General features: G+C 69.2%; 15 protein-coding genes. 10 read left to right on the top strand and 5 right to left on the bottom strand.

What is annotated here, in order from left to right:
* Positions 1 to 365 precede the first annotated feature (365 nt).
* The 4 genes from K8V84_RS08955 to K8V84_RS08940 all read right to left on the bottom strand — a co-directional run bounded on the left by K8V84_RS08955 (position 366) and on the right by K8V84_RS08940 (position 3,493).
* A complete protein-coding gene (locus K8V84_RS08955) occupies positions 366 to 1,079 on the bottom strand; it encodes a GntR family transcriptional regulator (protein ID WP_304072893.1) in 714 nt (237 codons plus the stop codon).
* A gap of 114 nt (positions 1,080 to 1,193) precedes the next feature.
* On the bottom strand, positions 1,194 to 1,940 hold the full coding sequence (locus tag K8V84_RS08950) for a maleate cis-trans isomerase (RefSeq protein ID WP_304072891.1): 747 nt from the start codon (positions 1,938 to 1,940) through the stop codon (positions 1,194 to 1,196).
* Positions 1,941 to 1,991: 51 nt separating this feature from the next.
* Complete coding sequence (locus K8V84_RS08945; protein ID WP_304072889.1) at positions 1,992 to 2,894, bottom strand: Asp/Glu racemase; 903 nt, start codon at positions 2,892 to 2,894, stop codon at positions 1,992 to 1,994.
* A 116-nt stretch (positions 2,895 to 3,010) separates the two neighbouring features.
* Positions 3,011 to 3,493 (bottom strand): DUF3830 family protein, encoded by a 483-nt coding sequence (locus tag K8V84_RS08940; protein WP_304072900.1) that lies wholly within the window; start codon positions 3,491 to 3,493, stop codon positions 3,011 to 3,013.
* Positions 3,494 to 3,813: 320 nt separating this feature from the next.
* On the opposite strand from K8V84_RS08940, the gene K8V84_RS08935 reads away from it, so the two are divergent.
* The 8 genes from K8V84_RS08935 to K8V84_RS08900 all read left to right on the top strand — a co-directional run bounded on the left by K8V84_RS08935 (position 3,814) and on the right by K8V84_RS08900 (position 11,776).
* Positions 3,814 to 4,851: a D-2-hydroxyacid dehydrogenase gene (locus K8V84_RS08935; RefSeq protein WP_304072886.1), complete on the top strand. Its 1,038-nt coding sequence runs from the start codon at positions 3,814 to 3,816 to the stop codon at positions 4,849 to 4,851.
* A gap of 26 nt (positions 4,852 to 4,877) precedes the next feature.
* Positions 4,878 to 6,392: an amidase gene (locus K8V84_RS08930; protein WP_304072883.1), complete on the top strand. Its 1,515-nt coding sequence runs from the start codon at positions 4,878 to 4,880 to the stop codon at positions 6,390 to 6,392.
* A gap of 256 nt (positions 6,393 to 6,648) precedes the next feature.
* Entirely contained in the window at positions 6,649 to 7,320 is a 672-nt protein-coding gene (locus K8V84_RS08925) for a response regulator transcription factor (RefSeq protein ID WP_304072880.1), read from the top strand.
* Between the two features lie 173 nt (positions 7,321 to 7,493).
* Entirely contained in the window at positions 7,494 to 7,880 is a 387-nt protein-coding gene (locus tag K8V84_RS08920) for a hypothetical protein (RefSeq protein ID WP_304072877.1), read from the top strand.
* The gene (locus K8V84_RS08915) at positions 7,870 to 9,522 is read left to right on the top strand and encodes a cell wall metabolism sensor histidine kinase WalK (RefSeq protein ID WP_304072875.1); all 1,653 of its coding nucleotides are present in this window, start codon (positions 7,870 to 7,872) and stop codon (positions 9,520 to 9,522) included. The genes K8V84_RS08920 and K8V84_RS08915 overlap by 11 nt, the downstream gene beginning before the upstream one ends.
* Positions 9,519 to 10,178 carry a response regulator transcription factor gene (locus K8V84_RS08910; protein ID WP_304072872.1) on the top strand — a complete coding sequence of 220 codons (660 nt, stop codon included), beginning with the start codon at positions 9,519 to 9,521 and terminating at the stop codon, positions 10,176 to 10,178. The genes K8V84_RS08915 and K8V84_RS08910 overlap by 4 nt, the downstream gene beginning before the upstream one ends.
* A 135-nt stretch (positions 10,179 to 10,313) precedes the next feature.
* Positions 10,314 to 10,919 (top strand): DUF4956 domain-containing protein, encoded by a 606-nt coding sequence (locus tag K8V84_RS08905; protein WP_304072898.1) that lies wholly within the window; start codon positions 10,314 to 10,316, stop codon positions 10,917 to 10,919.
* A gap of 116 nt (positions 10,920 to 11,035) precedes the next feature.
* The gene (locus K8V84_RS08900; RefSeq protein ID WP_304072895.1) at positions 11,036 to 11,776 is read left to right on the top strand and encodes a polyphosphate polymerase domain-containing protein; all 741 of its coding nucleotides are present in this window, start codon (positions 11,036 to 11,038) and stop codon (positions 11,774 to 11,776) included.
* Between the two features lie 217 nt (positions 11,777 to 11,993).
* Here K8V84_RS08900 and K8V84_RS08895 read toward each other — a convergent pair whose 3' ends face one another.
* On the bottom strand, positions 11,994 to 12,278 hold the full coding sequence (locus K8V84_RS08895) for a hypothetical protein (protein WP_304072871.1): 285 nt from the start codon (positions 12,276 to 12,278) through the stop codon (positions 11,994 to 11,996).
* 288 nt (positions 12,279 to 12,566) lie between these two features.
* Here K8V84_RS08895 and K8V84_RS08890 point away from each other — a divergent pair, with 288 nt between their 5' ends.
* Positions 12,567 to 13,190: a cyclodeaminase/cyclohydrolase family protein gene (locus K8V84_RS08890; RefSeq protein ID WP_304072870.1), complete on the top strand. Its 624-nt coding sequence runs from the start codon at positions 12,567 to 12,569 to the stop codon at positions 13,188 to 13,190.
* Positions 13,187 to 14,023 carry a bifunctional 5,10-methylenetetrahydrofolate dehydrogenase/5,10-methenyltetrahydrofolate cyclohydrolase gene (locus K8V84_RS08885; protein WP_304072867.1) on the top strand — a complete coding sequence of 279 codons (837 nt, stop codon included), beginning with the start codon at positions 13,187 to 13,189 and terminating at the stop codon, positions 14,021 to 14,023. The genes K8V84_RS08890 and K8V84_RS08885 overlap by 4 nt, the downstream gene beginning before the upstream one ends.
* Positions 14,024 to 14,122: the final 99 nt, after the last annotated feature.

Genomic DNA, 14,122 nt, shown 5'->3' with positions numbered 1-14,122 from the left:
GGTGCGTACGCCGGGGGCGCTCGCGGGGCCGTGATATCCGAACACTCGGGGGTTCCTTCCACCGTGGGGACGGTGACGGCTCAGGGCCGTCGAGGGGTGTGAGGGGCGGGGGTTGAGGCGCTCGGCCCCGGCGCGAGGCCCGACACGGGGTCCTTGGACCGGGTTCCTCCAGGAACCACCCTAAGGCCTATGTCCTAAATGGACTTAATGCGCTGCCCGAAATAGAAGCTAGCACGACCCACCCACCGGCTCGCAACCCATTCGACCGATTTATTCGCACAGGGTCACTGCGCCCCCATTCGCCATGGAAAAGGGCCGGTTCCGACTTGCTCGGAAACCGACCCTTTCATCCGCCCTCGACCCGCTCAGTCCCCCGGAGTGGCCTCGGGAAGTTCTCCGTCTTCCCCGGCTCCGTTCCCGCCCTCGGCGTTGATCCGTTCGACGGTGTCGATCATGTGCGACTCGATCAGGGCGAGCAGACGCTCCTCCTCGCCGTCCACGATCGTGTCCAGGATCCGCCGGTGCTCCTCCAAAAGCTCCTCCGGCTCCGGGTAGACGTCCTGCATCACCGTCAGACACATACGGGTCTCCACCAGCAGCGTCTGCGCCATGCGCTCCAACCGGGAGTTTCCCGAGCAACTGACCAGGGTCCGGTGGAACTCCTGGTCGGCGTCGCTCATCTCCTCACGGTCCCCCTTGGCCGCGGCCTGCGCCAATCGATCGACGGCGGGGGTGAGACGGGCCAGGGCCTCGCCTCGGTTGCCCCGCATGATCAGTTCGCAGGCGGCGCGTTCCACCGCGAGCCGGGCGACATAGATGTCCCGCACGTCCGCGGGGGTCAGCTCGCACACGAACAGGCCCCTGTGCCGTTCACTGCGGAGCAGACCCTCCTGGACCAGACGCTGCATCGCCTCGCGAAGCGGCCCCCGGCTCACCCCGAGACGCCCGGCGAGCTCGGCCTCGCCCAGCTGGTCCCCCGGGGAGAGGGATCCGTACATGATCGCCGAGCGCAGTTGGTCGGCGATCAGCTCGGCGGTGGAACGCCGTGGGACGGGTCTGAGCTGACCAGGGGATGACATGCGGTCTTCCCTTCTCGGGACTCGATTCGGATTCCTGGCGGGCGGTCGACACCTCGACCGCGAACACGGGGCCGGACTCGGGCGGACGAACCGGACATGGGCCGGCCCCCGAGGTTAACGGGCGGCGAACGGGTCCCCGACAATGGAGGGGCCTGATCGGAAGAGGTTTCCGGGCCCGTTCCTCGTGCCGCATCGCCCCGCCAGACGCAACCCCTCCCAGACGCTCACCTGGTTGGCGGTGAGCACCGTCTTGCCCAGGAGCGCCTCCATGGGGTCGATGAGGTCGGCGCTGTGCAGGGCGGTGTCCGGCACCAGGACCACCTCCGACCTGGGGTGGTCGTTGGTGATGACGAAGTCGACCGCGTCGTCGGGGTCCAGCCTCCCCACCTCGGCCGCGGTGGGGATGCCGTGGCTGGCCAGGGACACCACCGTGACACCCGCGGCGTCGAGGAACTCCACGAACCGTTGACCGACGTCGTCCGGGTAGGTCGCGGCGATGGCGACCCTTGAGACACCCAACTGGCGCAGGGCGTGCACGAACGCGAAGGAGGTGCTGGACGTGGGCACGCCCACGACGTCGCGCACCCCTTGGACCTGGCGTTGTGCCCCTTCCCAGCCGAACACGAAGCTGCCGCTGGTGCAGGCCCAGACCGCGGCCTCGACCTCCAAGGCGGCGAGTTCCTGTGCTCCCTTGGCGAGCACACCTTCACTGCCCACGTCCAGCAGGGCGTCCACACGGTGGGCGTCCTCGCGCATGAGCGTGTGCACGAGGGGTAGTTCGACGTCGTCGAGCAGGTCGGCGAAGGCCGGGTAGTCGTCTTCGGCGCTGTGGCCGGGATACAGGAATCCGACGCGGGTCATGTCTCTCCTCTGGGTCGAGGCGCTCTCCGTGTGCGGTGATCGGTTGTGGTGTCAGGCGGCACTGGGCGCGGCCACATCGATCAGGCTCTGCCCATGTGCGACGGCGCGACGGCCGGCCGCGCGCATGACCGCCCACATGGTGACCTGGTTGGCCGCTATGACGGGTTTACCCAGTTCGCGCTCCAGCGGCGCGATGATGTCGTAGGTGAGGACGTTGGTGCAGCTGATGTAGACGGCTTGGGCGTCGGGGTGGTCCGCCTCGTGCACCGCGTGGGCGACCTCGGCGTAGGTGACCTTCCAGATGTGGCTGAGCAGGCCGAGTCCGACGCTGGAGGTGACGCCGATGCCGTGTTCGGCGAGGTAGTCCAGGAGTCGGTCGGTCACGCTGTCCACGTACGGGGTGACCACCGCGATCCGGTCGGCGTCCAGGACCTTGAGCGCCTCGATCAGGGCGCCCGAGGTCGTGGCGGCCCTTGGGGCTCCCGCCGCCAGCATGGTGCGATGGAGTTCGCGTTCGCCCTCGGCCCCGTGCACGAAGCTGCCGGAGGCGCAGGCGTAGCCGACGGCCAGGGGTTCGGGTGCCATGAGCGCCTTGACCGCGCGGGTCACCGCCTTGCCCTTGCTCAGAGCCGCGGCTTGGTCGACCGTGACCGGAACGTGGACGTAGGGGAGGCGGGTGACGTGCAGCGAGACGTCGTCGGGCGTCCACCGCCACAGTTCGCGGTCGAGCGCGAAGTCGTAGGGAGCGATCACCCCCACCCCGGCCTGCCAGGGGGTCACGGTCGCCGCCGACAGTTCGACGACCTTCGGCTCGCTCGTCGGCTCGGGCTCCTGTACGGGCGCCCGTCCGGTCGTCTCCCGCTCCGGCTCGGGCCCCGCCTGCCGCGTCGGGACCGTCGATTTCGTGTGCTCGGTGCCGCGCTGGGGTTCCGGCCCGGTTCCCTCGGTTCTCATCGGTCACTCACCTCCCATTGATGTGCTCTGTCCAGCCGTGTGCGGTGTTTCGGATGTGCCGGCGCGACCCACGGTGCGATGGGTGCCGTGGCCACGATGGGCCTTGTGGCCGCCGTTCAGCGGTCGAGCCGTTCGTACAGGAGCCGCTCACCGACGCTGCCGGAGCGCCAGACGTCGTTGCAGGCCTCGGCCATGGCCGGCAGGTTCTCCACCACGGTGGCGAACACGTTGCCGGGGACCCAGCCCACGTCTCCGTTGAGCAGCAGGTTGTTCCGGCCGTAGAAGAGGGCCAGGTCGATGACCCCCGGCAGGTGCTCGATGCCCTTGTCCTCCTTGAAGGAACGGTCGAGCATGCCGGAGTCGAAGGAGAAGTAGACGAGGTCACCGGGGATCGGGGTGACGGTGGGGTTCTCCTGGCCGGGTTCGGGGTCGGCGAACCGCGGCACCATCGTGTAGACCTCGTTGCGCGCGTACTTGGCGTGCTGGACGGCGTCGCCCTGTGGGAGGGCGTTCCACACCGCATCACACGTGCGAGGCGCTTCCTTGTCGAGGAGTTCGGCGACGCAGGAGACCCCGCGTCGGGCGAGCGTGACGGTCATGTACCTGGGCAAGTGGGTTCCCTTCGGCGGGGCCTACATGAGTCCTGGGAGACCGGCCCGAAGGGTCGTTCGGGCCACTGAGGTCACGGCACTGTTGATTGTCGACAATCTTACGATCAACCTCCCGGGTCCGGCAATAGACCCGGGCCGAACGGGTATCCCGCCAGTGCCGACAGGGGCGCAAGGTGCGCCTTTGCCCCAGAACAGCCCTTTTGTGGATTGTTGACAATCCCATGTGGGCTCCTTAGCGTTTCCGATGCAGGGCGAACCAGCACCCCGACGGCACCGCATCACCACTCGCTACCGGAAAGCTCGTGCCAGTGAACCGTCCTCCCGGCTCCACCACCGTCTCCGCACCCGAACGACCGCGTCTGGTGGTCCTCCACGGCGAGGACCTGCCACCGGGTCACGAACGTCTCGACGACCACCCGGGTCTGGGCGAGGTCGTCCACACAGACGCCGAAGGGCTGTCCGCCGCCCTGCCCGGCGCCGACGCGCTCCTGGTCTGGGATCTGTTCACCGAAGCGCTCGCCGACTCCTGGTCCAAGGCCGACCGGCTGCGATGGGTGCACGCCGCCACCACCGGGGTGGACAACCTGATGTTCCCCGGACTGGTCGAAAGCGACGCCGTGGTCACCAACTCACGCGGGGTCTTCGACGAGCACATCGCCGAATACGTCCTCGGCCTCGTGATCTCCTTCGCCAAGGACTTCCACCGCACATCGGAGTTGCAGCGTCGGAACCAATGGCTGCACCGCGAGACCGAACGCGTCGCCGGCAAACGCGCACTGGTGATCGGCACCGGCCCCATCGGTCGGGCGATCGGACGCAAGCTCGCCGCGGTGGGGATGGAGGTCCGAGCCTCCGGCAGCCACTCCCGTGACGGCGATCCCGACTTCGGTCACGTGGTCGCCTCCAGCCTGGCGGAACGCGCCGCCGACGGCGGCCCCACACTGTTCCAGGCCCTCCCCGAAGCCGACTACGTGGTCGTCGCCGCGCCTCTCACCGATGCCACCCGAGGCCTCGTCGACCGGCACTTCCTCGACCTCATGAAGCCCACCGCGCGCCTGATCAACATCGCCCGCGGCCCCATCGTCGTCCAGTCCGACCTGGTCAACGCCCTCCAAGAGGGTTCGATCGCCGGCTCGGCCCTGGACGTCTTCGAACGGGAACCACTCAAGGCCATCAACCCGCTGTGGGGCCTGCCCGGATCCTTCGTCTCCCCGCACATGTCCGGTGACGTGGTCGGGTGGCGCGATGACCTGGTCGAGCTGTTCCTGGACAACCTCGCCCGTTACCTGGACGGGCGGGAACTGCGAAACGTCGTGGACAAGGACCGGGGTTACGTACCCGGCTGACCCCTCGCGTGACTTGGGAGGCTGAAGTGACGATCCGTTCCGAACGGGCCGGGAACGAAGACACGGGCACGGCCGTGGGCACCTCGGGGAACGCGCCCGGCGCCGACCCCGAGGTCCCCCGCGCCCGCTCCGGTGAGGGCACACCGGCCGACCTGTCCGCCGAACAACTGTTGCGCGCCTACTCCGCCGGGGAGCTCTCCCCGGTGGAGGCGGTCGACTCCGTGCTCGAACGCATCGAGCAGGACAACCCTGCGCTCAACGCGTTCTGCCTGGTGCGCCCCGAGGAGGCCCGCGAGGCCGCGCGCGCCTCGGCCGAGCGGTGGCGGCGCGGTGAACCGATCGGGAAACTCGACGGGGTGCCCGCCTCCGTCAAGGACATCCACCTGACGAAGGGGTGGCCCACCCTGAAGGGTTCGGTGACCTCTTCCCAGGAGGGCCCGTGGGAGGAGGACTCCCCGGTCACGGCACGCCTGCGGGAGCACGGGGCGGTGTTCGTCGGCAAGACCACCACCCCCGAACTGGCGTGGAAGGGGGTCACGGACAACCCGCTCACCGGAATCACCCGTAACCCCTGGGACCTGTCCACCACCCCGGGCGGTTCCAGTGGCGGCTCGGCGGCGGCGGTCGCCGCGGGAATGGGCCCGCTGTCGACGGGGACCGACGGGGGCGGGTCCATCCGCATCCCGGCGAGCTTCACCGGGGTCTGCGGGATCAAACCCACCTGGGGACTGGTGCCGCACTACCCGGCGAGCCCGTTCGGTTCGCTGGCGCACACCGGACCGATGACCCGCACCGTCGGCGACATGGCGCTGATGCTGGACGTGATCTCCGGCTTCGATTCCCGAGACTGGATGGCGATGCCGACCCCCGCTCCCGGACTGGCCGAGGCCGGGCGTGGAGAGGACCCTCGTGAACTGGTCAGGGGGATGCGGATCGCCTACAGCCCGACCCTGGGCGGGCTGGACGTGGACCCGGAGGTGGCCCGCGCGGTCGCCGAGGCGGTGCGCGTGTTCGAGGAGCTCGGCGCCAAGGTGGAGGAGGCCGACCCGGGGCTGCCCGATTCCATGGCGGAGTTCCACGTGCTCTGGTACTCGGGTGCGGCCAAGGCCACCGAGAAGCTCACCGACCGCGAGCGCGACCTGCAGGATCCGGGGCTGCGCGAGATCATCGAGGAAGGGCTGTCCTACTCGGCGCAGGACTACCTGACCGCCATGGCCCTGCGGATGGCCATGGGCGCCCGCATGGGCCGCTTCCACGAGACCTACGACCTGCTGCTCACTCCGACCATGCCGATGGTGGCCTTCGAGGCCGGGTTGGAGTCTCCACCCGAGTCGTCCGGGCGACGGTGGACCTCCTGGGCCGGGTTCAGCTACCCGTTCAACATGACCCAGCAGCCGGCGGCGAGCGTGCCGTGCGGGTTCAGCGATTCGGGGTTGCCGATCGGCCTCCAGATCGTGGGGCCGCGGCACTCGGACACCCGGGTGCTGCGAGCCTGCCGGGCCTTCGAACTGGCCCGCCCGTGGGCCGGACACCGCCCCTGAACTCGTGTTCCCGTGTTCCCCGGGGGCCCGTCGCCCCCGGGGCGCGCATTGGCGATACGGTGACCAGGACACGACCGTGATCACGTCCGCACCACCCGTGATCGACCCCCGCGGCACTCGAACCACGTTTGGTCGGTTCTGGGACTTTTGACCGGCCACTTCGATGGCTTAAGACTCCCGATGAACCCCGCATACGTATTAACGTCTTCCTCGGAGTGGTGTCGCGAGCACGCGGACGCGAGGAGAGGGAGGACCGATGACGATCGGTGGAGCCGAGGGCGCTCGGAAACAGATCAGGGTCTTCCTCGTCGACGACCACGAGGTCGTCCGGCGCGGCGTGGCCGCCCTCCTCGAGACCGAGGACGACATGACCGTGGTCGGCGAGGCCGGGACCGCCGAACAGGCGTTGGCGCGGATCCCCGTGGTGCTTCCCGACGTCGCGGTGTTGGATGTTCGTCTGCCCGGTGGCTCCGGGGTCCAGGTCTGCCGGGAGATCCGGTCCGACCACCCCGAGATCGCCTGCCTGATGCTCACCTCCTTCGCCGACGAGGACGCCCTGTACGACGCCGTCATGGCCGGCGCCGCGGGGTACGTGCTCAAACAGATCCACGGCGCGGACCTGGTCGGCGCGGTGCGCACCGTCGCCGCCGGCGGTTCCCTGCTGGATTCGGGGAGCACGGGTGCGATGCTGGAGCGGTTGCGCGGCGCCCAGTCCGAGCCCGACCCGCTGGCGGAGCTGACCCCGCAGGAGCGGCAGATCCTCGACCTCATCGGCGAGGGCATGACCAACCGGCAGATCGGCGAGCGACTGTACCTGGCGGAGAAGACCGTGAAGAACTACGTGTCGGCGCTGTTGGCCAAGTTGGACCTCAAGCGCCGCACCCAGGCCGCCGTCCTCGTCGCGGAACTTCGCGGCCGCCGCTACTGAACCCTCGACTCAGATGTTCGGGCCCCACCACGCGTGGGGCCCGTTCTCGTCTCGGGTGGGGCCCGTTCCGTGTGGTGAAGGTCCTGTTCCGTGCCCGGTCGACCTGGGAGGATGAAGCCTTCTTCATCTTCGCTTCATCCTGTCTTCCTGCGGTACGAGGACACTTTGTCGATATGAGATCACCTCTGGTGCCCCTGGTCACCGGGACGTTGACGGTCGTCCTCGTGACGACCGCCGCCCTGGTCTGGGCGTTCTTCCTTCGATCCCCGGATCCGGTCCCCGCCTCGGAGGTGGTGGTCGGTGAGTCGCCCGAGGGCGCCACCGCCGGCCCCACCGACGAAGGGGTGGTCGCCCCTCTCCCACCCGTCACCGAGGAGTCGGGCGAGCCCACCGGGCCGGGTCCGGAGGCCGAGCCGTCCGTGGAACCCGCACCGACCGGCTTCCCGTTCGACTGCCTCGATGAGGGCTCCGGGCACGAGAGCTGGGGCGAGGACGAATGGGACGACTGGTGGGAGCTCTGCCAGGACCGGCGGTTCGGGGACGATGACGATGACGACTGACCCAGAGGACCGTCCCGACGCCACCACCATCCGGGTACCGCCGGGCGGTGACCGCGAGCGCGGATCCGATCGACGCTCCACGGGCCGCTCCGAAGGCACCTTCCTGTTCCCGACCCTGGTGATGCGCGGTCCCCAGCCGGAACTCCCCCATCGTCGCCGCGTTCCCGCGCGGCTCATCATCATGGCCTGGGTGGTCCTGCTCATGGCCGTCGTCCTCCTCCTGGTCAACGTCGTCACCTGGAGCGCGCTGACCGCGAGGGTGGACGAACGTGTGGATCGGGCGCTGAGTCAGGAGACCGGCGAATTCGAGGAGTTCGCGTCCGTGGGCATCGACCCGCTGACCGGGGAACCCTTCACCGACGTGGGCACCCTCATCCGTCTCCATCTGGAGCGACAGCACCCCGACGACTCCGAGATCCTCTTCGGCTGGGTCGAGGAGGACGAGACCACCGAGACCCCGCGGCGACGAGGGGGCGCCGCCGCAAACGAAGAGGAGACGAAGACCGAATCCGGACGAATCCGGCAGGGCCAGGACCCGCCGCACGACCTTTCCGCCGATCCGGAGTCCGTCGCGGCGATCCTGGAGTCCCCGGACGCGCGCGGCACCCTCGGGACCCCTGCGGGGCCGGTCGAGTGGGAGAAGGTCCGCGCACTTCCCCCGGAGGGCGTTCAGGGCCCGGCCGGTTGGTTCGTCATCGGCTACTTCACCGAGGAGGACCACGCCTCCACCGGCGCCACCATGGGCATCATCACCCTGGTGAGCACGCTGGGTCTGCTCGCCGCGAGCACGGCGGCCTGGTGGGTGGCGGGACGCATCCTCGCCCCGGTCCGGCTGGTGCGCCGCACCGCCGCCGCGATCGGCGAGGAGGATCTCACCCAGCGGATCGAGGTGTCCGGTCGGGACGACATCGCCGCCCTGGCCGAGCAGTTCAACAGCATGCTGGACCGTTTGGAGGGGGCCTTCACCGCTCAGAGACGGTTCGTCGACGACGCCGGACACGAACTGCGCACCCCCATCACCATCGTGCGCGGACACCTCGAACTCATGGGCGACTCCCCCGAGGAACGCGAGGAGGTCGTCCGACTGGTCACCGACGAACTCGACCGCATGGGGCGGATCGTGGAGGACCTGCTGTTGCTCGCCAAGGCGCAACAGCCCGACTTCGTGCGCCCCGAACCGGTCTCGCTGGCCGAGCTGACCAGCGACATCGACGCCAAGGTGCGTCCGTTGGGCGACCGGTCGTGGCGGTTGGAGACCGTCGCCGAGGGCACGGCCCGCCTCGACCCGCAGCGGGTCACGCAGGCGATGGTGCAGTTGGCCGCCAACGCCGTCCGGTACAGCCCTGCAGGGTCCACTGTGCGAATCGGTTCCGCCTTGGTGGGCTCGGACGTCCGTCTGTGGGTGTCCGACGAGGGATCGGGTATCCCGACCGAGGACCACGGCCGGATCTTCGAACGGTTCTCCCGTGGTGGGCGGACCGCGCGGGGCGGCGACGGCGGCGCCGGCCTGGGCCTGGCCATCGTCCGTGCCATCGCCGAAGCGCACCACGGCAGGGTCGACCTGCGTTCGGCACCCGGCCGAGGATCGACGTTCACTCTGATCATCCCGGTCGACAGAACCATCGGAAGGGAGCGCGCGTGAGTCGCGTACTCATCGTCGAGGACGAGGAGCGGATCGCCTCGTTCGTCCGCAAGGGTCTGACCGCGAACGGGTTCACCACCACGGTGGTGGGCACCGGCGCGGAGGCCGTGGACTACGCCGTCACCGGCGGATTCGACCTGATGTTGTTGGACCTGGGGCTGCCCGACACCGACGGGTTCGACGTGCTGCGCCGGGTCCGGTCGATGGGCGTGCAGACCCCCGTGGTGATCCTGACCGCGCGGGACGGGGTGCGCGACACCGTGACCGGACTGGAGATCGGGGCGGACGACTACGTCACCAAACCGTTCCGGTTCGAGGAGCTGTTGGCCCGGGTGCGGCTTCGGATGCGTACCGAACGCACGGCGGACCTGACGGTGCTGAAAGCCGGTGGACTGTCCCTGGACCTGCGCACCCGACGAGCTTCGGTGGACGAATCGACCGTGGACCTGACCGCCCGCGAGTTCGCGTTGTTGGAGCTGCTCATGCGGCACCAAGGGCAGGTGTTGACCCGGCAGCAGATGCTGTCGCACGTGTGGGGCTACGACTACGACCCCGGGTCGAACGTGGTGGACGTTTTCGTCCGGGCGCTGCGCCGCAAGGTGGGCGTGGAGCGGATCGTGACGGTGCGGGGCATGGGGTACCGGCTGACCGGTTGATCGTCGAACCGCGCCGACCGTCGGACGAGGCTTCAGCGATACCGATCGTTCGGCGGGGTGGGGGTCGGCCGATCATGAGGGTTTCCTCATCCGGCGCTCATGATCGCCTCACGGCCGGTGCCCAGGATGATGACCATGATCTGGTTCGCGTTGGCGGTCGACCTGGCCGCGATCACGGTGTTGTCCTATGTCCTCTACTTCCGTCGGCACGGCCGTCGGGACCTGTTGTCGGCCTACGTGGCCCTGAACGTCGGCATCTTCGCCGTGGTGGCGATGATGGCCCGCCAGGAGGTGGGGCTGGCGGTCGGTTTCGGGTTGTTCGGTGTGCTGTCGATCCTGCGGCTGCGGTCGGACCTGATCAGTCAGGGTGAGATCGGCTACTACTTCGTCGCGATCACCCTGGGCCTGATCAACGCGATCGCGCCCCCGCTGGTGATGGTGGGTCTGAACATCCTGCTGCTGGGCGTCCTGTACCTGGCGGGCCACCCGAAGCTCCTGCCCCGCACCCAACGGCGGATCATGACGCTGGACGTGGTGCACGAGGACCCCATCGCGCTCCGGCAGGACCTGGAGGGCCGACTGCGCGGCAAGGTTCGGCACGTGGAGGTCACCGAGGTGGACTACGTGCGCGACCTCATGGTGGTGGACGTGCGGTTCCTGGAACCGAGGCTCGAAGCGGCCCCGGGCCGGCCGCCGGGCGAGCGTCGTCACTCCATACCGGCTTGGTGGGGTGAACGATGAGGCCCTCGCTCACCGGCGGCCCGGCGGGGTCCCTCGCCGCCGGGCGTTCCCCCGAGCTCTCTTCCGGTCAGGCTCCGGCCGGTCTCGCCGGGCTGCGCCCGGTGTCCCTCTCGGAGATGAACGAACGCGCCGCCCTGGTCACCCGGACCTGTCGCAAGTATCTGGTGCCCACCGAACTGATGCCGGACCTCTTCGCGGGCGCCGAACGTGACTTCAGCGTTCTGGAGATCGGTGGCCGGGCCTCCTTCCTGTACTCGTCCACCTACATGGACACCCCGGACCTGGGCACCTTCCACGACCACCGCCAGGGTCGGCGCCTTCGGTACAAGGTGCGCACCCGCACCTACGTGGACACCGGCACCAAGATGTTCGAGGTGAAGTTGAAGGGGGCGCGCGGAATCACCGACAAGGCGCGGATCGAGCTGCCGCTGGAGGCACCCTCGGACCGGCTGACCCCACGGACCCGGGGGTTCCTCGACCGCTCCCTGGCCGGCTATCGGATGGAGGCGCCCGACAAGCTGCTGCCCGCCGCGGTGACGGATTACCGCCGATCCACGGTGGTGTCGTCCTGTGGCCGGGAGCGCGTCACGGTCGACACCGAACTCGTCGGATACCGGGGGGACCGTTCGGTCCGAATGCGCCCTGACGTGGTGCTGCTGGAGATCAAGACCCGGGGCGGGCTCACCCGGACCGAACGCAGCCTGCACCGACTGGGGCTGCGAGAGGTCCGGTTCAGTAAGTACGCTGCGACGCTGACCTCGTTGGAGCCTGGGCTTCGGGGAAATCGTTGGCTACGGGCGATGGGCCACTGCCTGGATCTGCCGGAGCCGGTGCACGACCTTCGAACCGGGACGTGATCGCAGTTCGGAGCACTGGGCGCGGGGTGGATGTTTCACGTGAAACCTTCGGGCCGCTCTCCCCGCAGGTGTGGACGGCCGCCGTCTCGTAACCGGTCGAGACGGCGGCCTCGCCGTGAGCCCCCTCCCGCTACAAGAGGGCGAACACGACGCATCAATGTTGTCACCCGCCACCGCACAGGTCCAGACCGGTGGCCGGAACCTGCCACTTCCGGGGTTACCGGAGGCCCGGGTGGGTGAGGGCTTGGGCGACCCGACGCCAGTCCACGTCGCTCAACCCGCTCGACTGAAGATCCTCCACCACGGCCTTCAGGGTGCGCAGGTCGAAGTCGTCGCTGATGGACCTGGCCCCGTCACGGTGGTCGCGCACCAGCTCGGTGACGTAGAGGCGCAGGCGCTCCGAGCCGTGACGGGCGTGCTCGCGGGCCTGGGCCTGCCAACGGGCGTCGTGGGGGATCCAGGCCTCGATGACTTCGGTGGGATCCGGATGGACCGGGGGCACTAGGACCTTCCGATCCGTGTGGACGGTCGCCCTCGAAAACCAAGGGGACGTAGACAGTTACGGCACTTCTGGTTCACTCCGCCGTTCCAGGACCCGCAGTAGTCGCAGTACACGTGAGCTCCTCCCTGGCCTGTTCCTGCCGACGGTAAAGCCATTCGGGCTCCGATAGGGGCGGAATGGAACAAGTGCTCCCCACCGAGTCGGATCAGGTGATCGGGCCGCCTGCGAGATCGGGCACGTGACAGAATTTCGAGGAACCTCCGAACACCATCGAACGGGTGATGCCTCATGCTGTCCGCAGAGAAGATCGGTGACTACCTGGACAGGTTGTCGTCCAGGGAACCGACCCCCGGCGGTGGGGCGGCGGCGGCGCTCCACGCGGCGCAGGGCGCCGCCCTGATCGCGATGGTCGCCCGGTACAGCACCGGGGAGAAGTACGCCGGGCACGCCGACGAGATCGCCCGGATCACCGAGAGCGCGGACGAACTCGTGGCCCGCTCACTGGAGTGCGCCGACGCCGACGAGACCGCCTTCGGATCGATGGGCGACGCCTACGGGCTGCCTCGGGGCACCGATGAGGAGAGGGCCGCCCGCAAGGAGGCGATCTCCGACGCCGCCGCCGGGGCCGCTCGACCGCCGATGAGGGTGATCGCCATCGCCCGGCAGATCGTCGACCTGGCCACGGAACTGATTCCGATCGGCAACCGCAACCTGATCACCGACCTGGCCGCCGCCGCGGACGCCGCTCGGGCGGCGGCCGGCACCAGCCGGGTGAACATCGAGGTCAACCGGCCGAGCGTCAAGGACTCGGACGTGGCGCTCGGTCTCTCGCAGTCGGCGGACGACGTCGACGCGGTTCAGGCGGACGCCGACCGGGTGACCGAACGGGTGCGCGAGGTGATCCGCCGATGACCGTGCTGTCGGGCAGGGAGATCGCCGCGCGCATCCGGCGTGAGACAGGGGAACGCGCCGCCGAGCTGAACGAGCGGGGCGGGCCTCCCCGACTCGCCGTGGTGGTGGCCACCGATGACGGAGGTAGCGCCTGGTACGTGGGCTCGATCGCCCGCGCGGCGGAGAAGGTCGGCGTCGCCTGCGACGTCGTGGACCTGGGCGCGGACGCTTCGACGAAGGTCATCGCGGATCGCCTCGACGAACTGGGCCGGGATCCGAAGGTGCACGGGATCATCCTGCAGACCCCACTTCCGAAGGGCGTCTCGGCGCCGGAGCTCGCCGAGCGGATTCCGGTCGACAAGGACGTGGACGGGGCCAACCCCGCCTCGCTCGGCCGACTCGCCGCCGGACTGACGGCCTTCGCGCCGGCCACCGCCGAAGCCGTGGTGACGATCCTGGAACACCACGAGGTGGCTTTGTCGGGTGTGGAGGTCGCGGTGGTGGGCCGGTCCACCACCGTCGGCAAACCCCTCGCCCACCTGTTGTTGGATCGGAACGCGACGGTCACCGTGTGCCATTCGAGGACGAGGGATCTCCCCGAGGTGACCTCCCGTGCGCACGTGCTGGTCGCGGCCGTGGGCCGGCCGGCGCTCATCGGTGCGGACCATGTCCGCCCCGGTGCGGTGGTCGTGGACGTGGGCACCAACCCGACAGAGGACGGCGGGCTGGTCGGCGACGTCGACGCCGACGCCGTGTCGGAGAGGGTCGGGGCGCTCACCCCTGTTCCCGGTGGTGTGGGCCCGGTGACCACGGCACTGCTGTTGCGCCACACGGTGGACGCCGCCTCCCGGTGAGCCGTCGAGGACCGGTCCCGGCGCGTCCGACCGGGCGCCCGGGCCCGGACCACGCAGGTGGTGCATCAGGTGAATGGACCGCCCTGTTGAAGGCGCCCC

It is taken from the genome of Nocardiopsis listeri (genome assembly GCF_020741345.1).
GTDB lineage: Bacteria > Actinomycetota > Actinomycetes > Streptosporangiales > Streptosporangiaceae > Nocardiopsis > Nocardiopsis listeri_A.
Note: the sequence above shows the minus strand (reverse complement) of the source record. Positions and strands in the feature narration are given on the sequence as shown.

Coding starts and splice junctions, on each gene's coding strand:
- K8V84_RS08955 (WP_304072893.1), bottom strand. CDS start 1,079: ATGTCATCCCCTGGTCAGCTCAGACCCGTCCCACGGCGTTCCACCGCC.
- K8V84_RS08950 (WP_304072891.1), bottom strand. CDS start 1,940: ATGACCCGCGTCGGATTCCTGTATCCCGGCCACAGCGCCGAAGACGAC.
- K8V84_RS08945 (WP_304072889.1), bottom strand. CDS start 2,894: ATGAGAACCGAGGGAACCGGGCCGGAACCCCAGCGCGGCACCGAGCAC.
- K8V84_RS08940 (WP_304072900.1), bottom strand. CDS start 3,493: ATGACCGTCACGCTCGCCCGACGCGGGGTCTCCTGCGTCGCCGAACTC.
- K8V84_RS08925 (WP_304072880.1), top strand. CDS start 6,649: ATGACGATCGGTGGAGCCGAGGGCGCTCGGAAACAGATCAGGGTCTTC.
- K8V84_RS08920 (WP_304072877.1), top strand. CDS start 7,494: ATGAGATCACCTCTGGTGCCCCTGGTCACCGGGACGTTGACGGTCGTC.
- K8V84_RS08915 (WP_304072875.1), top strand. CDS start 7,870: ATGACGACTGACCCAGAGGACCGTCCCGACGCCACCACCATCCGGGTA.
- K8V84_RS08905 (WP_304072898.1), top strand. CDS start 10,314: ATGATCTGGTTCGCGTTGGCGGTCGACCTGGCCGCGATCACGGTGTTG.
- K8V84_RS08900 (WP_304072895.1), top strand. CDS start 11,036: ATGAACGAACGCGCCGCCCTGGTCACCCGGACCTGTCGCAAGTATCTG.
- K8V84_RS08890 (WP_304072870.1), top strand. CDS start 12,567: ATGCTGTCCGCAGAGAAGATCGGTGACTACCTGGACAGGTTGTCGTCC.
- K8V84_RS08885 (WP_304072867.1), top strand. CDS start 13,187: ATGACCGTGCTGTCGGGCAGGGAGATCGCCGCGCGCATCCGGCGTGAG.